The 18,191-nt window shown below is 63.7% G+C and carries 14 protein-coding genes and 1 pseudogene; 7 read left to right on the plus strand and 8 right to left on the minus strand.

Annotation, left to right across the window (positions count from 1 at the left end; translation table 11 throughout):
• A pseudogene (locus tag ISF28_RS22605) lies at positions 1–120 on the plus strand (IS5/IS1182 family transposase); the annotation flags it as partial.
• A gap of 168 nt (positions 121–288) precedes the next feature.
• On the opposite strand, the gene ISF28_RS22610 reads toward ISF28_RS22605, so the two are convergent.
• Positions 289–864, minus strand: coding sequence for a hypothetical protein (locus tag ISF28_RS22610; protein ID WP_198119428.1), 576 nt, complete (start codon positions 862–864; stop codon positions 289–291).
• Positions 865–1,341: 477 nt separating this feature from the next.
• Between ISF28_RS22610 and ISF28_RS22615 the strand changes: the two genes are divergently transcribed.
• Positions 1,342–1,875, plus strand: coding sequence for an outer membrane beta-barrel protein (locus tag ISF28_RS22615; protein ID WP_198119429.1), 534 nt, complete (start codon positions 1,342–1,344; stop codon positions 1,873–1,875).
• A gap of 211 nt (positions 1,876–2,086) precedes the next feature.
• On the opposite strand, the gene ISF28_RS22620 is transcribed toward ISF28_RS22615, so the two are convergent.
• The 6 genes from ISF28_RS22620 to ISF28_RS22645 all read right to left on the minus strand — a co-directional run bounded on the left by ISF28_RS22620 (position 2,087) and on the right by ISF28_RS22645 (position 9,829).
• Positions 2,087–2,488, minus strand: coding sequence for a VOC family protein (locus ISF28_RS22620; protein WP_198119430.1), 402 nt, complete (start codon positions 2,486–2,488; stop codon positions 2,087–2,089).
• Positions 2,489–2,560: 72 nt separating this feature from the next.
• The gene (locus ISF28_RS22625; RefSeq protein WP_198119431.1) at positions 2,561–4,003 is read right to left on the minus strand and encodes a DUF3943 domain-containing protein; all 1,443 of its coding nucleotides are present in this window, start codon (positions 4,001–4,003) and stop codon (positions 2,561–2,563) included.
• A 107-nt stretch (positions 4,004–4,110) separates the two neighbouring features.
• Positions 4,111–5,205 (minus strand): hypothetical protein, encoded by a 1,095-nt coding sequence (locus ISF28_RS22630; RefSeq protein ID WP_198119432.1) that lies wholly within the window; start codon positions 5,203–5,205, stop codon positions 4,111–4,113.
• A 12-nt stretch (positions 5,206–5,217) separates the two neighbouring features.
• Complete coding sequence (locus ISF28_RS22635) at positions 5,218–5,628, minus strand: hypothetical protein (protein WP_229519300.1); 411 nt, start codon at positions 5,626–5,628, stop codon at positions 5,218–5,220.
• A 105-nt stretch (positions 5,629–5,733) separates the two neighbouring features.
• Entirely contained in the window at positions 5,734–7,350 is a 1,617-nt protein-coding gene (locus ISF28_RS31080) for a methyl-accepting chemotaxis protein (RefSeq protein WP_198119433.1), read from the minus strand.
• A 301-nt stretch (positions 7,351–7,651) separates the two neighbouring features.
• Positions 7,652–9,829, minus strand: coding sequence for a galactocerebrosidase (locus tag ISF28_RS22645; RefSeq protein WP_198119434.1), 2,178 nt, complete (start codon positions 9,827–9,829; stop codon positions 7,652–7,654).
• A 235-nt stretch (positions 9,830–10,064) separates the two neighbouring features.
• On the opposite strand from ISF28_RS22645, the gene ISF28_RS22650 reads away from it, so the two are divergent.
• The 3 genes from ISF28_RS22650 (at position 10,065) to ISF28_RS22660 (ending at position 11,381) form a co-directional block, all read left to right on the plus strand.
• Positions 10,065–10,556: an Hcp family type VI secretion system effector gene (locus ISF28_RS22650; RefSeq protein ID WP_198119435.1), complete on the plus strand. Its 492-nt coding sequence runs from the start codon at positions 10,065–10,067 to the stop codon at positions 10,554–10,556.
• A gap of 74 nt (positions 10,557–10,630) precedes the next feature.
• Positions 10,631–10,909, plus strand: coding sequence for a Rap1a/Tai family immunity protein (locus ISF28_RS31270; protein WP_370663488.1), 279 nt, complete (start codon positions 10,631–10,633; stop codon positions 10,907–10,909).
• Positions 10,910–10,925: 16 nt separating this feature from the next.
• Positions 10,926–11,381 (plus strand): T6SS effector amidase Tae4 family protein, encoded by a 456-nt coding sequence (locus ISF28_RS22660; protein ID WP_198119437.1) that lies wholly within the window; start codon positions 10,926–10,928, stop codon positions 11,379–11,381.
• Between the two features lie 89 nt (positions 11,382–11,470).
• On the opposite strand, the gene ISF28_RS22665 is transcribed toward ISF28_RS22660, so the two are convergent.
• Positions 11,471–13,135 carry a glycoside hydrolase family 43 protein gene (locus ISF28_RS22665; RefSeq protein ID WP_198119438.1) on the minus strand — a complete coding sequence of 555 codons (1,665 nt, stop codon included), beginning with the start codon at positions 13,133–13,135 and terminating at the stop codon, positions 11,471–11,473.
• 377 nt (positions 13,136–13,512) lie between these two features.
• Between ISF28_RS22665 and ISF28_RS22670 the strand changes: the two genes are divergently transcribed.
• Together ISF28_RS22670 and ISF28_RS22675 are read left to right on the plus strand one after the other, a co-directional pair.
• Entirely contained in the window at positions 13,513–17,229 is a 3,717-nt protein-coding gene (locus ISF28_RS22670; protein WP_198119439.1) for a discoidin domain-containing protein, read from the plus strand.
• 11 nt (positions 17,230–17,240) lie between these two features.
• Entirely contained in the window at positions 17,241–17,846 is a 606-nt protein-coding gene (locus ISF28_RS22675; protein WP_198119440.1) for an NF038129 family PEP-CTERM protein, read from the plus strand.
• Positions 17,847–18,191: the final 345 nt, after the last annotated feature.

The following is an 18,191-nucleotide window of genomic DNA, read 5'->3' on the forward strand; positions in this document are numbered from 1 at the left end:
TGGATGAACCGGTTTCGGGGTTTGCTGATCCGTTGGCCGAAGAAAGCGAGCAATTACCTTGCCTTTCTTCATCTGGTATGCGGAATCATCGCCTGGCGCTCAGCAGGTCTACTGGGATAGCCTCTAAAAAGGTACTCAGTCGGGCATGACCTCAACGTTCTCACCGAACTTCGCAAACTCATGAAGTTTGGCTCAGCATAGCATGTTGCCGAAACGAAAAAAAAATCACGAACAGCCGCGAACAACCTAATCCGGCCCATTGGGACGTTCGATGACCAAGAATTCGTCCTATGCCTTGCGGCGGCTATCGATGGCGATCCAGTTGGTTTCCCAACGCTGCCCGCCATCTGCCGAGTATGCCTGCTCAAAGCGCCACTGGCCGGCACCCATCGGCACGATCAGGAACCGCACCAGCACCGCGCGGCCGTTCACCGTGTCCTTGCCGTAGAAGCTGCCTTGGCCATCCTTGAAGGAACCCTGCATTGGGTCGGTCAACATCCCATTCGCCAGGTTTGCGAAATGCAGGGTCCACTGGCCGCTCGCGGGCTGGTACAGGCGCAGCGACACGCCCGCGATCCGGCCGGAGCTGCCGCGCACATCTAACTCGACGAGGTTGGCACGCCCGCCCATAATTGCCTTGACGACCGACGTGCCCGCATACTCGACCCACTCGGTCTTGCCGCTGAGTGGTTCACGCAAGCGTTTCAGGTGGGTATCCCAGGTGCCGATCTCCCAGTCGAAATCGTGCTGCCCGTTATGCGGCGCGGCAGATGCCCTCGGGGCCGGGTTGTCCGGCCCGACCGCACTTGACTGCGAGAACACCAGGACTGCAGACATCAAGAGCGCAATGGATGTTGGTTTCATGGTCGGTGCTGGCTTGGTCCGGAGTGAGGCTGCATGCCGATGGAGTTGCTTGCGATAGTACCTCAGCAGGATGCGCGCAGGGACCGGCACGAATCGAATATCTGGAACCCGGTCCGGCGACGATGAGCGGCGCTTCGCAACCTACACGCACAGGCAAGCCAAGGCCAAGGTCGACGCACCTCTACTGACCGTTCTCTCCGTTCAGCATACGGCAACTGTCGACCCAAAGCGGCCGTTGAGGTCACTGCCGACTTTCTCAATGGAAGTCGTACAACTCGATGGTGGCATCAAGATGATTCCAACTTGCGAATATCGCACTGCAAGTTCTGCCGACCGATATGCCGACATGCCGACATGCCGCCCAGTTGACCCCGACGGCACTTTTTAAACGTATGTACGTAAGTATTTGTTACAAACAGCGAAACTTTTCCATCCATTCAATACGCTGGCGTGTCCATTACTTCATAGGGAAACAATGTGAAATATACTTTGGTCATTGCCGCACTGCTGGCATCCTGTAACGCTTTCGCGGGCGACTATTTTGTCGGCATGGCCCGCGCGACACCGGGTGAAGCATACTTCGACTTCCCGACGGCGGAGCATGTCCGTAACGACAATAGCCCTGCGGCGTATATTTTCACTGGAGGCTACAACTGGTCCGATAGCCTGGGGCTGGAACTCGGCTACGGACACTTTGGGACATGGACGGGAACTGACCCAACACCCGGCAGCGCGCTCCACGGCAGCCTAAGTACACGCGTGACGTACGCGGCAGCGACCAGCAGCATGGCGCTGGGCGAACATTTTTCCTTATACGGTAAAGCCGGGTTGGCTGGTAACCACGAGAGCTTCGGCGCTTATACACGCACCAGCGTGCATCCGATGGTGGGATTCGGCGGTAGCTACGGGCTGACGGAACACGTATCAGCGCGGCTCGGATTCGACTACTTCGGCAGCACAAAACTCGGAACCCAGCAAAAGGTCTCGCTGGGTCTTGCGTACAAGTTTTGAGCTGAGGCTGGATATGGCATAAATTGATGCCTTCGGTTATTGATCCAACTGTGCATCTGGGGAAACGGATAGCTCGACTAGTTTCTCTATTGGGCAGGTAGGTGTTCTTGTACAGGCCGGCCACAAGGTTATTGTTCTCTCAGCGTATGTCCGTTTGTAGCCGTTCTCGGCCGTTCAGTGTATGGCAACTGTCGACCCGAAGCGGACCTTGTCACGTTCCGCGATTGATCTTCCAAGGTACGCCAAATCTATCGATCACAATGGCATAGCGGGGCGACCAGAAAGTCTGCTGCGGCGCCAGGATCACCTGCCCATTGGTTTGTAGTGCGCTGAAGTAAGAATCGACTTTTTCTTCCGAATCAACACCGAGCAACACATAGAAGCCTGCCGGTCTTTTGTAGTGATGCACTTCGACATCGGCGCCGGCCAATTCGACCCCATCGATGCAGATATTTGCATGAACAATGTGGCGTCCCGGACGCATCGCCGAGGCTGGGATCGGTGCATCTGCGACCTTGAGCATGGTACCGATCTTCCCTCCGAGGTGCGCTGCGTAAAAGTTGAAGGCCTCTTCGCACTCACCATTGTAGTCAATGTGAAATGACAAGCTCATCGTCTATTGTGCTTTCATTCCTCACGAAAACGACATAGTCCTTAAAACCGTGTAGATCGCCACAGGCACTCATCAGTCCACGGCGCCGAACCCTCTGGCCGGCTGGTAAGTATAGTAGAGGCCGATCGTGTCGCGCCGCTGCTGCCGCTCCGGCACGTTGGCGAACGAAAACGTCCGGCGCGACGTGAGGTACTTGACCGTGACCGCGTGGTGCGGCGCCAGCCGATAGGTCAGCGAGGCGTCGCCCCGGAACACGCGGTCGGTGCCGGCCGTTTCCGGGCTGGTCAGCTTGCCGTCGAAGAATTCGCGCGCGGTCAGGTCCAGCGCGACCTTGTCGCCGCCGACCAGGCGCAACGTCGCCATCGCCTGCGGCGCGAAGCCGTAATTGTATTGGCCGCTCGTACTGGCGCGGACGGTGCCCGTCGACGTATAGCCGACCCCGCCCGACAGATGCCCCAGCAGCGCGATGCCGTCGCCCAGCGACAGCTGCGCATTGCTGCCCAGCGATAGTCCGGTGCTGGCCACGCGGAACACCTGCGGCGCCAGGTAGTCGTAACTGCCGTACAAGCCGACGATGCCGCGCAGGTTGCGGCCCGCCGCATACGGTGCGCCGGCCAGCATGCCGCGCGACGCGAGGCTTTCGATGCCCTGGATGTTCGACAGCCGGATGCGGAACATGAAGTAATCGAAAGGCCGATGATAGGTGTAGCCGGGCTTGCCGGGCAGGCCGTAGTCGAGCGCGAAGTCGGCCGCGACCTCGTTGTGGCGGGCGGCCAGCGACGGCCCCACGTTGCTGCGCGAGATGCCGCCGACGCCCAGTTGCAGCCGCGCGTAGACGGCCGGACTGTTGCTGTGCCAGATCGGGGCGCCACGGCCGGGGCGGACGTAGCGGTTGAACCCCAGCGGCGGCGACACCACGGCCGCCGCGGCCTCGCGCCATTGCGGCGTCAAGCCATAACCCTGCTCCAGCACGAGATTCGCCATGCGGTACAACGATTCGCCCAGGAAGCTGCCGCCGAAGCTGGTCGTGATCTGGTCGTTGCGCGACGGCGGCGTCGTCTCGCCGCCGATCTCCCACACGGCGCTGCCCGCAAACGCGGCGCCCAGCGATTCCCAGAACGTCAGCCCGTTGCTGCGCGCCAGGCCGAAGTACACGGAACCCTGGTACGGGTGGCCCAGCTGGTTGATCTCGAACGGATCCCGGTCGACCTCCCAGCTGCTGCGCAGGTTGCGGCGGACCGACCCCACGCTCACGCCGTAATCGTCGGGATGGACGAACGCATGGTCGACCCGGTTCAACGCGGCCTGGAACGCGACGATTTCCAGCGCGGCCGCGCCGTAACTCTTGTACGGGCGGTCGTCGTCCGCCGGCGCCGGCACCGTCTCGCGCAGCGGATCGTCGACGGCCGGCCCGGCCGCATCCGCCGGCGTGGCGTGGGCGGCGCTCGCGGCCAGCGCCAGCAGCACGGCGTGGACGCACCCGCGCCGCATGACTGCGTGACTCGATTCCGTCATGGTCCTCTCGATATCCATCGAAGCATTGTTAAATTAAATATAACGAATGCTCACGATCGATGTCGCACGGAATCGGTTCCCGCACTGCCGGCCGCCGCCGGCACGGGTCAGAACAGCACGTCCCAGGTGGCGGTCACCATCTTGGCGTTCTTGGTGAAGTCGTAGGCACTGGAATCCTTGACGGAATCCCACTGGAATTTCAGATCCATGTTCTTGCGGAAATCCCAGCGCATGCCCACGAAGCGCGTGTTGTCGTTCTGCGGGGCCGTATAGGTCGCCGTCAACTTTTCCTTGTACGAGGAAAAACCGGCCAGCGGCATGAATTGCCCCATGCGGTAGCCGACCGTCGCCGTCCAGCTCGACGACTTGTAGTCCAGCGCAGGACGCATGAAGCGGTTGGCTTCCGCGCGCACCATCCAGTTGCCATAGTCGATGCTGCCGGACAGGCCGATGATGCGCTGGCGCGTGCCCTTGCTGAAGGTCGGCACGTCGTCCGGCGGGTATTGCGACAGGTCGATCGAGTTCTGCATGTAGATCAGGCGCGCGCCGAACACCTCGCTGGACACGTCCAGGTAGCCGCCGAGGATGTGCTTCCAGTCGTCGTCGACGCGGTAGCCGTAGTAGATCTTGCGCTGCTCGGTATTGTTCTGCGTCGTTTCCTGGCCGGCGAACACGTTGCCGGTGACGGCCCAGTCGCCGAAGCTGCGCGAGTGGCGCACGTTCACGCCGTTGTAGGCCCCGACTTCCCAGCCATAGATATCCTGCGGCACCCGCGCCCACGGCAGCGTGTAGCCGATGTAGACGCTGTCCGAATACGCATAGATCGGCAGGCGGCGGCGGCCGACCTGGATCGTCGTGTCGGGCGCGATGTCGTAGGACAGATAGGCCCAGTCGACTTCCGGCTTGCCGTGTTCGGACGCGCGCGACACGGCCTGCACGGTGCCGGAAAGGCGGCTCGTGAACTGGTACTTGGCCTGCAGGCCCACGAGCGATTCGCGCGCGAGGCTCCATTCGTTGCCGTGGTAGACGGTGCCGTGTTCGTAGTTGCCGATGAAGCAGGGGCACGGTTGCCCCATGAATTCCCCGTCCGAACCGCCATAGGCCTTGCCCGCGGTGACGGTGGCGAATCCCGAAATGGTCAAGTCGTTGGCGTGCGCCATGCCGGCGCTGGACAACAGCGCGGCGATCATCAGTTTCTTCATGCTCATGCGTGGTTAGTTGGCGGTGGCGATGACTTTGACGGTGGCGTCAACGTCCTTCTTGTCGATGTAGCCGACGGCGTTCGGATCGGCCGCGACGGCCTTGCGCATCGCGGCGCCCGAGTCGACTTCGGCCGGCGGCGTGCCCGTGCCGGTGAAGATCAGCTTGCCCCACATGGCCTGGACCTGGACCGGATCCTTCTTGCACGCCTTGGCGAAGAATTCGTCGCGCAAGGGATTCTTCTCGGTGAAATTGATCGGCGTGGGTGACTTGATCTTGCCGAGGAAGGCCTGGCAGACCTGCGTCACGGGCGGCGCCAGTGAGGAATGGGAAGACACGATGATGCTGATCTCGGCATGCGCGGGCGCGACGGCGAACGCCGCGACCGCCACGGCCATTGCCGTTGCTGGGAGGACTCTCTTCATGATGATGTGGTGGTGTTGACAGAAACCCGGCGCGGTGCGCCGGGGTGAGCTTGCCGCCGCGACGCGGGCCGCGGCGGAGAAAAGTGGAAAGGGAAGCGGCCCCGCTCAAGCGCGGCGCCGCGCCGCCGCCGCATTCGAAGCCGGCAGGGCCAGCCTCTCGGCCGGAACCGGTTCGACGTGCTGCAACGCATCCGGGCGCGCCAGCGTGAACACGCTCACGACCGCGGCCAGGCTGGCGGCCTGCTCGCGCAGGGCGTCCGCGTAACCGGCGGTCTCGTCGACGAGGCCGGCGTTCTGCTGGGTGTCCTGGTCCATCTGCGCGACCGCATCGTTGATGTGCTCGATACCGCCGGTCTGGGCGCTGCTCGCCGCGGCGATCGCGGCCATGATGTCGGTGACGCGCCGCACGCTGCTCACGATCTCGTCCATCGTGCTGCCGGTCCGGTCGGCCAGCTTCGTGCCCAGCTCGACCTGCGCGACCGAACGCCCGATCAGGCCGGTGATCTCCTTGGCCGCCGCGGCCGAGCGCTGTGCCAGGCTGCGCACCTCGCTCGCGACGACGGCGAAGCCGCGCCCATGCTCGCCGGCGCGCGCCGCCTCCACGGCGGCGTTCAGCGCGAGCAGGTTGGTCTGGAAAGCGATCCCTTCGATGACGCCGACGATGTCGGCGATCTCGCGCGAGGACGCGTGGATCGCCTCCATCGTCGCGATCACCTGCCCCACCACGGCGCCGCCCTGCGTGGCGACACCCGCGGCGAAACCGGCCAGTTCGTTCGCCTGCGCCGCGTTCGCCGCATTCTGCTTGGCCGTGCCGGTCAGCGCGCCCATCGACGACGCCGTCTGCATCAGCGTATTCGCCTGGTGCTCCGTGCGCAGCGCCAGGTCGCCATTCCCCTCGGCGATGCGGACCGACGTCGCGGCGATGTTGTCGGTGGCGCTGCGCGCCTCGCTGACGATCCGCACGAGGCTGCTGTTCATGTGCTTGAGCGCCTGCAGCAGCTTGCCGGTCTCGTCGAGGGCATCGATGACGATCGTGCTCGTCAGGTCGCCGGCGGCGACGGTCTCGGCGACCCGCACGGCCTCGTTCACCTGGCGCACCAGCGTGCGCGCCACCAGCACCGCGAACGCAAGCGTGAGGCCCACGCCCAGCGCGCCGATCAGGGCCCCGCCGAGCACGGCGCGGTTCGACAGGTCGGTCGCGGCGCCGACGGTGCCGACGAAGCGGTCGCGGGCCGCGGTCCGGAAGCCCGCCACGTCCTTGCGATAGGTCGCCAGGTCGGCGGCCATGGCCTGCAGCTTGTCCTTGGGCGGCAAGCCGCTGTGGTTGGCCATGGCGTCGGAAATGACGCGCGCCGTCTTGAAATACGCGTCGAACTCGGCCGAGAGCCGGTCCAAGTCTGCCGCGTGTCCGGTGTCGATGGCGCGCAGGCGGCGGTAGTTGTCCGCGACCTTGGCGGCGAGCGTGTCGGCGGCAGCGATCTGGTCGGGCTCCCCCGCGGACGCGGCCGAATTCAGCACGTCGATGATCTTGTCCAGCGCCCCCACGTTCTCGGTCATCGCGTCGAGCACCGGATACTGTACGTCGCGCACGTCGGCGAGACGGACGTTATTTTGCTTGAAGACGACGGCGGTAAAAGTCAGGCAAGCGGCCATGCACAACATGGCAATGGCGGGCGCCAGCAAAACTTTCCACAGGACGGGCAAGCGGCTTAGCATCTTCATAGGGCGTGAGCGAGCGAGTGATTGCTAATTACTCAAAGTTGACTAGTAGCAAATACTAGCTCGGGCTAATTGTTTGTGGCAACAAAATATTCCACAAAGACAATATGTGTGAACTATGTGAAATCGTCGCTCACGCCGGCTGGGACGACAGAAATACACGAAGCGAATCGCAGTCATCACCACTCATCATTGGACAGCGATTGTGCGATGCAGCATCATTAACCCGTCTCCTCTATTCTCCTCCAAGAAAATAGATTCAGCCCGCCACCGAGCGGGCTATTTTTTTGGCTGCGCGCCCCGCTCAATCCTTGTCCGGATAGATCGGCGCCTGCCCCGGCAGCGCCTGCGTGGCTTCCGGCAGCGGAGCGTCGACCCGGTTGAGCACGACGTTATCGAAATACGGCATGCTGAAACCGTGCGCCGTCGGGCCCGCCATCAGGCCGGCCATGCCGTGCCCGTACAACGCGTCGTCGGCCCGCACGACCTGCTTGCCGTCGACGAAGCCGACGATCGTCGTCCCCGCGAAGCGCAGCTTGAGCGTGTGCCAACCGGCGCCGCCGGCGACCTGTCCCGTCGCCAGCACCTTTTCGCCGCCTTCGCCGCCGTCGTGCTGCGCCTTGATCAGGGCCTGCTGCTCGCCGTCGCCGACGAGCGCCTTCTTGTCGGCCTTGCCGCGCACGACGACGAGGCTCACGCGTCCGCCCTCCTCCAGTTGCAGGAAATAGCCCTTGGGGATGATGCCGTAGCCGGTGCCGACGTCGTTCACCCGTCCCATCACGGCGGCCGACTCGCCGGGCCCCGGATGGACGTCCGCGCTGACCTCGTAATCGGTCCACCCGTCGTCGCCGATGATCGTGTAAGGCTTCCAGTCCGGCCCCCAGGACAGCGTCGGCACGGGGACGGCCTGGTGCAGGCACAGGCCCGGCCGCGCCGGACAGCCGGCCAGTTCGAACGCGCCGGAGATGTCCGCGAAATAGCGCGGCAGGTAACCCCATTGGCGCGGATGCGCGTACGTGTCGAACGTGTCGCGGTACGGGAACGGGAACGGCCGCAGCGGCGGCACGTCGGCGAAAGCGCCCTTGCGCTGGCCGCGCGTCGTGGTGATCGAGTACACGGCGTCCGGCTCCAGGGTCAGCTCGACCGCCCCGTGGACGGGCACGAGGTCCGCCTGGCGCGTGAAATACGCCTGCGCGTCGCTGCGCCAGACCGCCAGGCTGCCGCGCGCCAGGCCCCGCCCGATCTCGAAGCGCACCCGCTGCGACGCCGCCGCCTTGTGGGTTTCGATGATGACGCTATAGTCCTTGCCGGGCGATTTCAGGGTGACGAAGGTGCCGCCCGCGCGCAGGTCGCCGCTGCCGCCGTCAATGTACGTCCAGCCGACCCGCGTGAACTGGCCATAGTGCGCATAGCCCCACAGGCTCGGATTCGGCTCGTAATGGCCGCTCCACGGCCAGTTGGCGCGCAGCGCCGCTTCCTTCGCGCCGGAATACGATTCCATCGTGTACAGGCCCGCGATGCCGTACCAGTTGACGAACCGCGTCATCCCGTTGTGCACGTAGTTCGCGTTGAACGACTCCACGTTCCCGATCAGGCCATCGTAGCCGGCCTTGTAGACATGCGCCTCCGTGTTCCAGATCGGCTTGCCCAGCCGGTCCGCCGTGGCGCGCACGCTCGCGGGGACGGTCGACGTGTCCGTGTTGACGTGCGCGCTGATCACGTCGATCGCCGCAGCCAGCTCCGGATCGGCATCCAGGTCCTTGACGAAGTCGAACTTGGTATCGTCCGGCCAGTTGTCGAAGGCATGCAGCCTGACCTTGCCGAAGCCGCTGGCGTTCAGCGTCTTGCGCATGGCCTTGACGAGGCCGTAACTGACGCCCTTTTCGTTGCGCATGCCGAGCGCATCCATCTGAAGGCCGTAGACGTCGCGCAGGCCGCGCAGCCACGCCACGTAATAATCGGCCGTGTCCTGCGAAAAGAAGCGGGCGTCGCCGCTGCCCGCGAACAGTCCTCCCCGGTCGCCGATCCAGCCCGGCGCGCTCCAGATGGTGCCGTCCAGGACGAGGCCCGGATTGCGCTTGTGCGCTTCGGACATGACCCACCAGGTATAGCCGCGGTCGTAGTTCAAGTCGCCGCGCGTGTGCATGTGGCTGGGCATGGAGCCCTGGGTCGAATTGCCGTCGCCCGGAATCTCCACGTACAGCGCGCTGACGGACGCGCCGACGTTCGGCTTGTAGATCAAGTCGAGGATCTGGCTGCGTTGCGGCTCGGGATAGTCCTTCAGCAGCACGGACGTGCCGCCGCCGCCGTCGACGACGCCGAAGCCTTCGAAGCGCTTGCCGCCGGCGTCGCCGCGGAGGTGGATGGTCTGGATGGTTTGGGCGGCTTGGGCTGCGGGCGCTGGAGCGGCGGCGTGCGCCGCGGTTGCGACGGACAGGCCGGCCAATGCGGCCTTCAGCAGTCGTGGCAACTGCTTATGCATGGGGTTTGCCGATGCGGCGGTTGTCGGGAAGTGTCGACGTTTCATGGATGGAGTTTCGGACAGGAAATTGGCGTCAGCGTCGATTGTAACCGCCAATGGCGATATCGATCACATCTTCCAACGCCGCCCAGCACATCTGCCGGCGTTGAGCGCACTCCACCGTATGGGTTGACACCACGCAAGTTGTCGTAAATATAATTTTGCAACCATACCTCACACACCCACGGAGGCATCAATGGCAGCGGACTATTATCTTCAACTGGACGGAATCAAGGGCGAGTCGGCCGATTCGCGCCACCCCGGCTGGATCGAATGCAAATCGATCAGTTGGAACATCCACCAGCCCAAAAGCGCTACGGCGTCAACCAGTGGCGGACACACGGCGGAACGAGCCGAAGTGAGTGAAATCACCCTCAGTAAGTTGGTCGACCTAGCGTCACCCATACTCGCCCAGACGTGCGCGTGCGGGAAAACCATCCCAAAGGCTAAGTTGGAGATGCTGCGAGCCGACGGCAATGGCGAGCCGGTGAAATATTTCGAGGTTGAGCTGGAAAACGTCCTGATCGCCCACATTGCCCCGGCGTTCGACGGCATCGATATGGCGTGCGAGAGCATCGGCCTAAAGTTCTCGAAGGTGAAATGGAGGTACACCCGGCAGAAGATCAGCGGCGGCGCCAGCGGCAACACGGCTGGCGGTTGGGATTTGGCGTCCAATAGGATTGCATGATGCGAGCTCTAATTCTTCTCGCGCTCGCGCTGCCGGCCTACGCCAGTCCTCCAGTGACGCATCCATTCCCCTGGATGAATGGGGCACGCCTGTTGCGCCAGCTCGAACAGCCTGCCAACGAGGCGGAGTCGGCGGAGGCAGTGGCATACCTGCAGGGCGTCATGGACGCGACCGCCGATCAGCAATGGTGCTACAGCGCGACCAAGCCGGGGACCAACCTTCTGCAACCAGCATTGACGGATAAGCTGCGCACGCTCACGCCAGCGCAGGCCCGGCAAAGTGCAGGTGTGTTGGCGGTGCAAGCATGGGCCGAAAGATGGCCTTGCTCGGCAAAGGCGTGCTGCCATGGGTAGGCCGCCATATGCCGTCTTGCGTAGCAAATACATTGATCGTCATTCAGTCCACGCCGAAGATCTGTATCGTTGGATTGGCTACCCACCGGAGTACGCGAATGATCCGCGTTACGCGAACACCTGCGCGATCCGCATGAGTCTCGCGCTCGTGCGCTGCGGTATCCCGATATCGCCTGCTCGAATGCGCGTGCTAGCCGGAGAATGCAAGGGGAAGATGATCGAGCCGGGTCAGCGCAACTTGTCCAACATCTTGATTCGGCTCTGGGGCTCACCCGAGAAATACGAAGGAGGCCCGGAGGCGCGGAAGGCGATCGACAAACGACATGGCGTGATCAGCTTCTTTCATCTGTGGGGCGGCACCGACCGACAAGGTCACATCGACATGGTGGCGCCCTATGGTATCGATATGTTGGCGTGTGAGGAGGACTGCTACTGGTCGTCGACGCAGGTATGGTTTTGGCCACTAAAGTAGCCCGTAGGACACCTCGGATCACGCTGGGGCAACCCGACGCAATGGAGATGCGGCATCGTGTATCGGTTCACCCAGGGTGGCAGCGACGATCACGGACCATTACCGACGTCATAATCGACCCGGTCGACATCCACATACCCGCGCTCTCCCGCCGGATTGAACGTGAACACGCCCACGCGGCTGCCGCGATACGCGCCCCAGGTCAACGGAAAATCGGACAGCAGCGGCTCGAAGCGCTTCCCGTCGGCGCTGACGGCCAGGGTGCTCTTGCCGTCCAGTCCCCACGCCGCGCGCAGCCAGACCGCGTCGTGCGCCCACGTCCGCAGGCGGGTGTAGGCGCCATCGCGCGACACTTCCAGATAGCGCTTGCCGTCCACCATCACGATCCCCGCCGACGCCGTGGATTCGGCCGGATTGGCGGCCCGGGGCTGCGCCGTGAATTGCACGAGGCCCGCGTGCTGGCCGTCGGCCATCCCCGCCAGTTCGAGGCGCGCGACCAACGAAGGCCGGGCCGCGCGGACGACCCGCTGGGTCAGCACATTGCCCACCTTGAGCAGGTTGCCGCCGTCCAGGCCGGGAAACGCGTGCATGCGCAGATAGCCGGGACGCGCCGCCAGCGACCACTCGTCCATGCGCGGCTGGTAATTCCATTCCCACACCGGTGCGAGCGTCCTGGCACCGAAGTCGTCGCCGCCTTGCGGGAATTGACGGTGAGACCCCTTGGCCGGCATCGCGCCTTCCCACACCATGGTGCCGACGCCGTCCCGGTCGGGCTGGCCGATCACCGGCCAGCCGTCGATCCAGTGGACGGGCAGCAGGCTCGCGGCCCGTCCCGCCCAGTCGCCGCTGCCGTGATGGGTGAAAAAATACCAGTTGCCGTCCGGGCCCTGGACGATGCCGCCCTGGTTCGGCTGCATGGCGGCGCCGTCGCCCCGCATGAGCTGGCGCTTCCCGGACCAGGGGCCGCGGATGGACGGCGCGCGCCGCATCATCATCACGCGCAGGTCGCCCTGCACTTCGCTGAAAAAGTGGTAGTAGGTGCCATTGAACTTGTACAGCTTGTTGGCTTCGCTGCCCTTGGACTGGTAGATCACCCGGTCCGTCCCCGGCACCAGGCCGAGGTTGTCCGGACTCATTTCCCACAGGTGGATCCGGTAGCCGTCGCGGAAGTTCGTGCCGATCAAATAGCCCTTGCCGTCGTCGTCCCAGAACGGCGCGCAGTCGTCCCATCCCGGCGCGCGCAGCACTGCGTGCAACGGCGTCCACGGACCTTCCGGCCGCGCTGCGCTGGTCACGAAATAGCCTTCGTCCGGCGTGCCGAAATAGATCCAGAACCGGCCGGCGTGATGGCGGATCGCGCCGGCCCAGATGCCCCGGCCGTAGCGGTTCATCCGGTCCCAGTTCAGCTCCGGCGAAATCGCCGTCAGGTCGGACACCGCGTGGCCGACGGTGCGCCAGTTGACCAGGTCGCGCGAATGCAGCACCGCCATCCCGGGGGAAAACTGGAACGTCGACGAAATCGCATAGTAGTCGTCGCCGACGCGGGTCACGTCCAGGTCGCTGTAATCGGCCGGCAGGACGGGATTGCGGTAGCGGCCGTTGCCGAGATCGCCCCACTGCGTCCATTGTCCCCAGGCCGGGTCCGGGCCGGCCCGGCACGGGAGCGCCAGGGCGGCAACGGCCAGCAAGGCGGACAGCGCGGCGGCGTACCGGCGGGAGAGAATCGGTCGGGTTCGTTGGTGGATGGTCGACATGTCCGTGGTTGCCGATGAGTGGATGCGCGTGCCGGCGGTCATCCGCTCGTTCGTTAAAAAATTGTGTCCGCCAGAATAAATTAAGTCTACAATTGTATGATATCGATAACGTACAATACTGTCCAGTGCAACCGGCGTCCGCAGTTGCTGCGCAGCACGAGATAGTTCCGGCGCCCATTCCAGTTTACGCCCGACGAAACGGTGCCGGACGCTGTCGATATGACTTGGATTCAAACGTACTTCATAGATTAAATACCTCTGGAGCCGACTCCGGCCAGAATTGTTATCGTTAACCCAGACGCACGAAGAGGTCGAAAAATGAGGAGACAGACATGAGAGCATTCAGGTTCGACCATGCAATGAGGCGCCTCGCCGGCATGGCAATTTCAATCGGCATCGCGGCCACGCTGGTGCCGTTCCCGGCCCAGGTCGCGCGGGCCGCGGATTCGATCGACACCTTGTTGACCAGCTACCAGCCGGTCCTCAGCGAGTCCGTCGACGCAAGCGGTTTCAAACATCCCGGGGTCGGGCTCACCAAGGACAACCTGGAGACCATGCGGGCCGAGGTTCTGGCGAAGAAGGAACCCTGGAATACCCATTTCAACATGATGCTGCTGTCGGCCAAGGCGTCGAAGACCCCGCGGATCTCGAACGTCAACGGCACGGATCCTTCGCTGCCGCGGATCTACGGCCTGGATTCGCAAGGCGCCGAAGGGATCTTCATCGCGGACGCCCTGACCGCCTACACGCAGGCGATCCTGTACTACGTGACGGGCGATTCGGTCTATCGCGCCAACGCCATGCGGATCATCCGCCTGTACGAGCAGATGGATCCGTCCAAGTACGTGTATTACACCGACTCGCACATCCATACCGGCATTCCCCTGCAGCGGATGACGGGCGCGGCGGAAATCCTCCGCTACACCAGCAGCCAGGACCCGGCGCTCGCGTGGACGGATGACGATACGCAGAAATTCTCGACCAACCTGGTCACCCCGGTGATCCAGACGTTCGACAACTGCAACTGCCGCTTCATGAACCAGCACCTGTACACGACCATCGCCAAGATGTCCGGCTCCATCTTCATGGGCGACCGCGACGGGTACAACCAGGCCGTCGAATGGTTCATGGTCAACAAGGATGCGCCCGACCCCGCGTGGACCGGATCGATCAAACAATTGTTCCGGACGGTGACGCGAAACGACGCAACCGGCGAAGCCATTCCGCCGCAGATCCAGCACGTCGAGATGGGCCGCGACCAGGCGCACGGCGCCGGCGACCTCACCAACTCGGAGCTCCTGGCGCGCATGATGATGGCGCAAGGCACCAAGGTCGATCCGGTGGCGGGCACGCCGTCGACCGCGGCGGACGCCGTCGGCCCCTACGAGTTCATGGACGACCGCCTGCTGGCTGTCCACGAGCTGTTCGGCAAATGGATGGTCGGCTACGACATCCCGTGGGTGCCCGTCGCGATGAGCGTCAATCCGGACGGCAGCATCCGCGCGATGTACACCAATGTGTCGTGGTCGTATCGGGGCCGGCTGACCCAGAACTCCTGGGAAGCCTTCTATTACTACAAATACGTGCGCGGCATCGACATGGAAAAAGTCGCGCCGAACTACACGACGATCTACGCCAAGCGCAAGGCCTACAACTGGGACGGCGCCGACGGCGGCGGCGATTTCTGGCTGGCGATCCCCAAGGCGGCCGAGGCCGAGGGCAGCAAGTACCTGGGCATTCCCATCGTCGATCCGTATCGCGAAGTGGAAGACCGGTTCACGGCGTACGACGCCAATTCGGTCGCGCAGAACGACGGCACGACCGGGTATGTGAGCAGCACGGCCACGCCAGAAGGCACGCGCATTGCCGTGTACAGCTACAACGGGGCCGCCGTCACGAGCATCGGCTTCCGCATCCGGACCAATGGCCAGGCGACGATGGACGTCAACGGCACGCCGGTCTACTTGCCGAATACGCGAGGCCAATGGCGTTACTTCGTGGTGCCGATGAACCTGGGCGATTTCCTGCCGCTCACCATCACCGGCGCCGGGACGACGGTCGACATCGACCACATCAACGTCAAGTCCAGCACCTTGCTGAGCCCACCGGTCTTCAAGTCCGGCAATAGCGACACGACGGCGTACACGTACGCGGGCGCCACCATCGCGACGACGCTCGATCTCTCGGCCACCGACCCGGCCGCGGGCGACGTGGTGACCTACAACATGGACAACCTGCCGCAGGGCGCCACGTTCGACACCGGCACCGGCGCGTTCTCGTGGAAGCCGACGCAGGCCGGCACCTACACGTTCATCGCCGAGGCCTCGGACGGCACCACGGTGACCACCAAGCGGGTCACCATCGTCGTGGGTGCGGACCGGCAGGAGGTGGTGAGTGCCGTGACGGCGCCGGTCAAACCGGACACGCTGTACGTCACGTCGACGAAGACGGCTTACGACGGCGCGTACGCGGACATGCAGAACACGATAGGCTCGAGCACCGACGATACCTACTTCCAGAAGCTGGCGGCATTGCGCACCGCGGTCTCCGGACTGCAGGAACTGACCCCGCTGCTGAAGGACGGCAGCCTGAACTACCCCAATCTGTTCTTCAAGTCGAAACTGGTGACGAACTTCGGCGACTATGCCGCCAACGGTATCGACAACAGTACCGACAGCTTCATCGCGTTCACCATCGCCACGGACGACAATCGCACGTTCACGCTGGACTTCGGTCCCAGCTTCAAGGTGGCGGCGACCGCGTTCCAGCTCCAGCCCCGCACCAGCTTCCCGGAACGCGTCGGCGGCGTGACCATCTTCGGTTCCAACGACAACGAGAACTGGACGCGGCTTTCGCCCGACGAGACGCTCGGGATCGAGGGCGTGCAGACGCTGAACGTGCGGGACGACCTGCGCAGCCAGCGCTATCGCTTCTTCAAGCTCTCGATGATCGATCTGCTCTGGTCGTACAACATCCTCGAGCTGGGCGAATTCAGGATCTTCGGCACCCGCTATGAAACGGTCAACAAGCTGACCAGCGTGTCGCTGGGTTCCGACCAGGCGCTGAAGGGCCGGGTCGTACCCGGCAATACGATCAAGCTGTCGTTCCAGTCGTCCGAGCCGATCAACGACGTAACCGCGACGATCCAGGGCGAACCGGCGACCGTCACCACCACGGACAACCTGAACTGGACGGCGACGCTGGTCGTCAAGTCCACCACGACACCGGGACCGGTGAAGTTGCTCCTCAACTACAAAACCGCGGACGGAAAAGACGCCGAACCCGTCCTGTTCCCGACCGATTCGACGTCCCTGATGGTCGCCCAGGAGAGTGACGTCATCCAGAACGTCCCCGGCATCGCCACCCTGATCGATTCGACGACGAACCGCAGCGCGGCCACGACCCTGCAGAACGTGCAGGCCCTGTTCGACGCGAACCTGGCCACGGGTTCGGATTTCCGTAACGGCTCCAGCGGCTCGGGCTCGGGCGCCTGGGTCGTCTTCGACTTCAAGGACGGCAACCAGGTCACCCTGACCAGCACCGAAATCATCTCCCGGCAGGACGGGTACTACGGCCGCATCAACGGCACCGTGTTCCAGGGCTCGAACGACAATGCCACCTGGACCACCCTGACCCCGGCCGCGAAGTCGACATCCGACTGGCAGATGCTGCCGGTCGCAAGCCAGGCTCCTTATCGCTATATTCGCATCTACAACCCGAACGCGTGGTACGGCAACATGAACGAGGTGCGCCTGCACGGCTCGCTGCAGGCGGCGCCGGTCGACGTGACGGCGCAGGTCACGATCGCCCGCTCGGGCCTGACGGTGAACCGGTTCACCAACAAGTACACGGGCACGGTAACCATCACCAATCCGGGCGGCCAGGCCCTGGCGGGTCCGCTCCAGTTCCGCCTGCAAGGCTTGACGGCCGGCGTCACGCTGGACAACCAGAGCGGCATCAAGGACGGCGTGCCGTACCTGACGCTGCCCGTCGCCAGCCTGGCACCGGGCCAGAGCGTCACGCTGACGACCACCTTCTCCAACCCGAACAAAGTCGGCATCGCTTATACGCCGGCCCTCTTCAGCATTCAGTAAAGGACGTCCTCATGCTCAACTTCAAGCACTTCCTTGCCAACGTCACGTTGGCGGCCGCCATGGTCGGCGCCTGCGGGCAGGCGGCGGCGACGCCGCTTGGCTATCACGTCGACATCGACACCGCGACGCTTGGCACGGGCCCGGCCTTCCTGGACCTGTACTTCCTGGGACTGGACGGCGCCACCGCCGCGACCGCTACCGTGGACCACCTGACCGGCGCATTCGACGGCGCGCCGGACCTGACGGGCGCCGTCACCGGCGGCGCGCCCGATCCGTTCGTGTTCGGCAATGCCGGCGGCGGCGGCGACCTGCTCCAGGCCATCCAGCTCGGCGGCAAGTTCAGTTTCGACGTCAGCTTCATGATGGCACCCGGAGATACCGGCACGACCTTCGGCTGGGCGCTGTTCGACACGACGCACTACCTCGGCGCGGACGGCGACCTTGGCGACCTGTTCCTGCAGCCGGATGCAGCCCCCGGCGGCCAAGTCCTCGTGGCGGCGCCGACGACCCGGGTCAACCGCCTGACCGCGGTCCCGGAACCGTCGACGGCGGCGCTGATGCTGGTCGCGCTGCTGGCGCTGTCGGCATTGCGCGCGCGGGGAGCACGCCGCGCCTGATCCGTCCTGACGTCCTGACGTCCCGACGTCGTCAGCGAACCCCGAAGGCCGCAGTCCGGCCTTCGGGTTTTTTTCATTCGCCGGCGCGACAAAAATATGTACGCATCTGTTGAAATTAGGTCTACAATTGTATGGTATCGATAACGTACAATTCTGCTCGGTGCAAGTGGCGGCGCGACCGCCATTTGGCGCCGGACAGGAACGTCAAACCTTCGATACGGCAGTAAATAAAACGCACTTCATATATTAAAAACCCCTGGAGCCCGGCTCGGGTATGCATTCGGCGCTGCCGCGCCCTGCCTTTCCGGTCCGTCTCCGGTCAAGAATGTTATCGGTAACCTAAAT

It is taken from the genome of Massilia rhizosphaerae, assembly GCF_016093545.1.
In the GTDB taxonomy this organism is placed as follows: domain Bacteria; phylum Pseudomonadota; class Gammaproteobacteria; order Burkholderiales; family Burkholderiaceae_D; genus Telluria; species Telluria rhizosphaerae.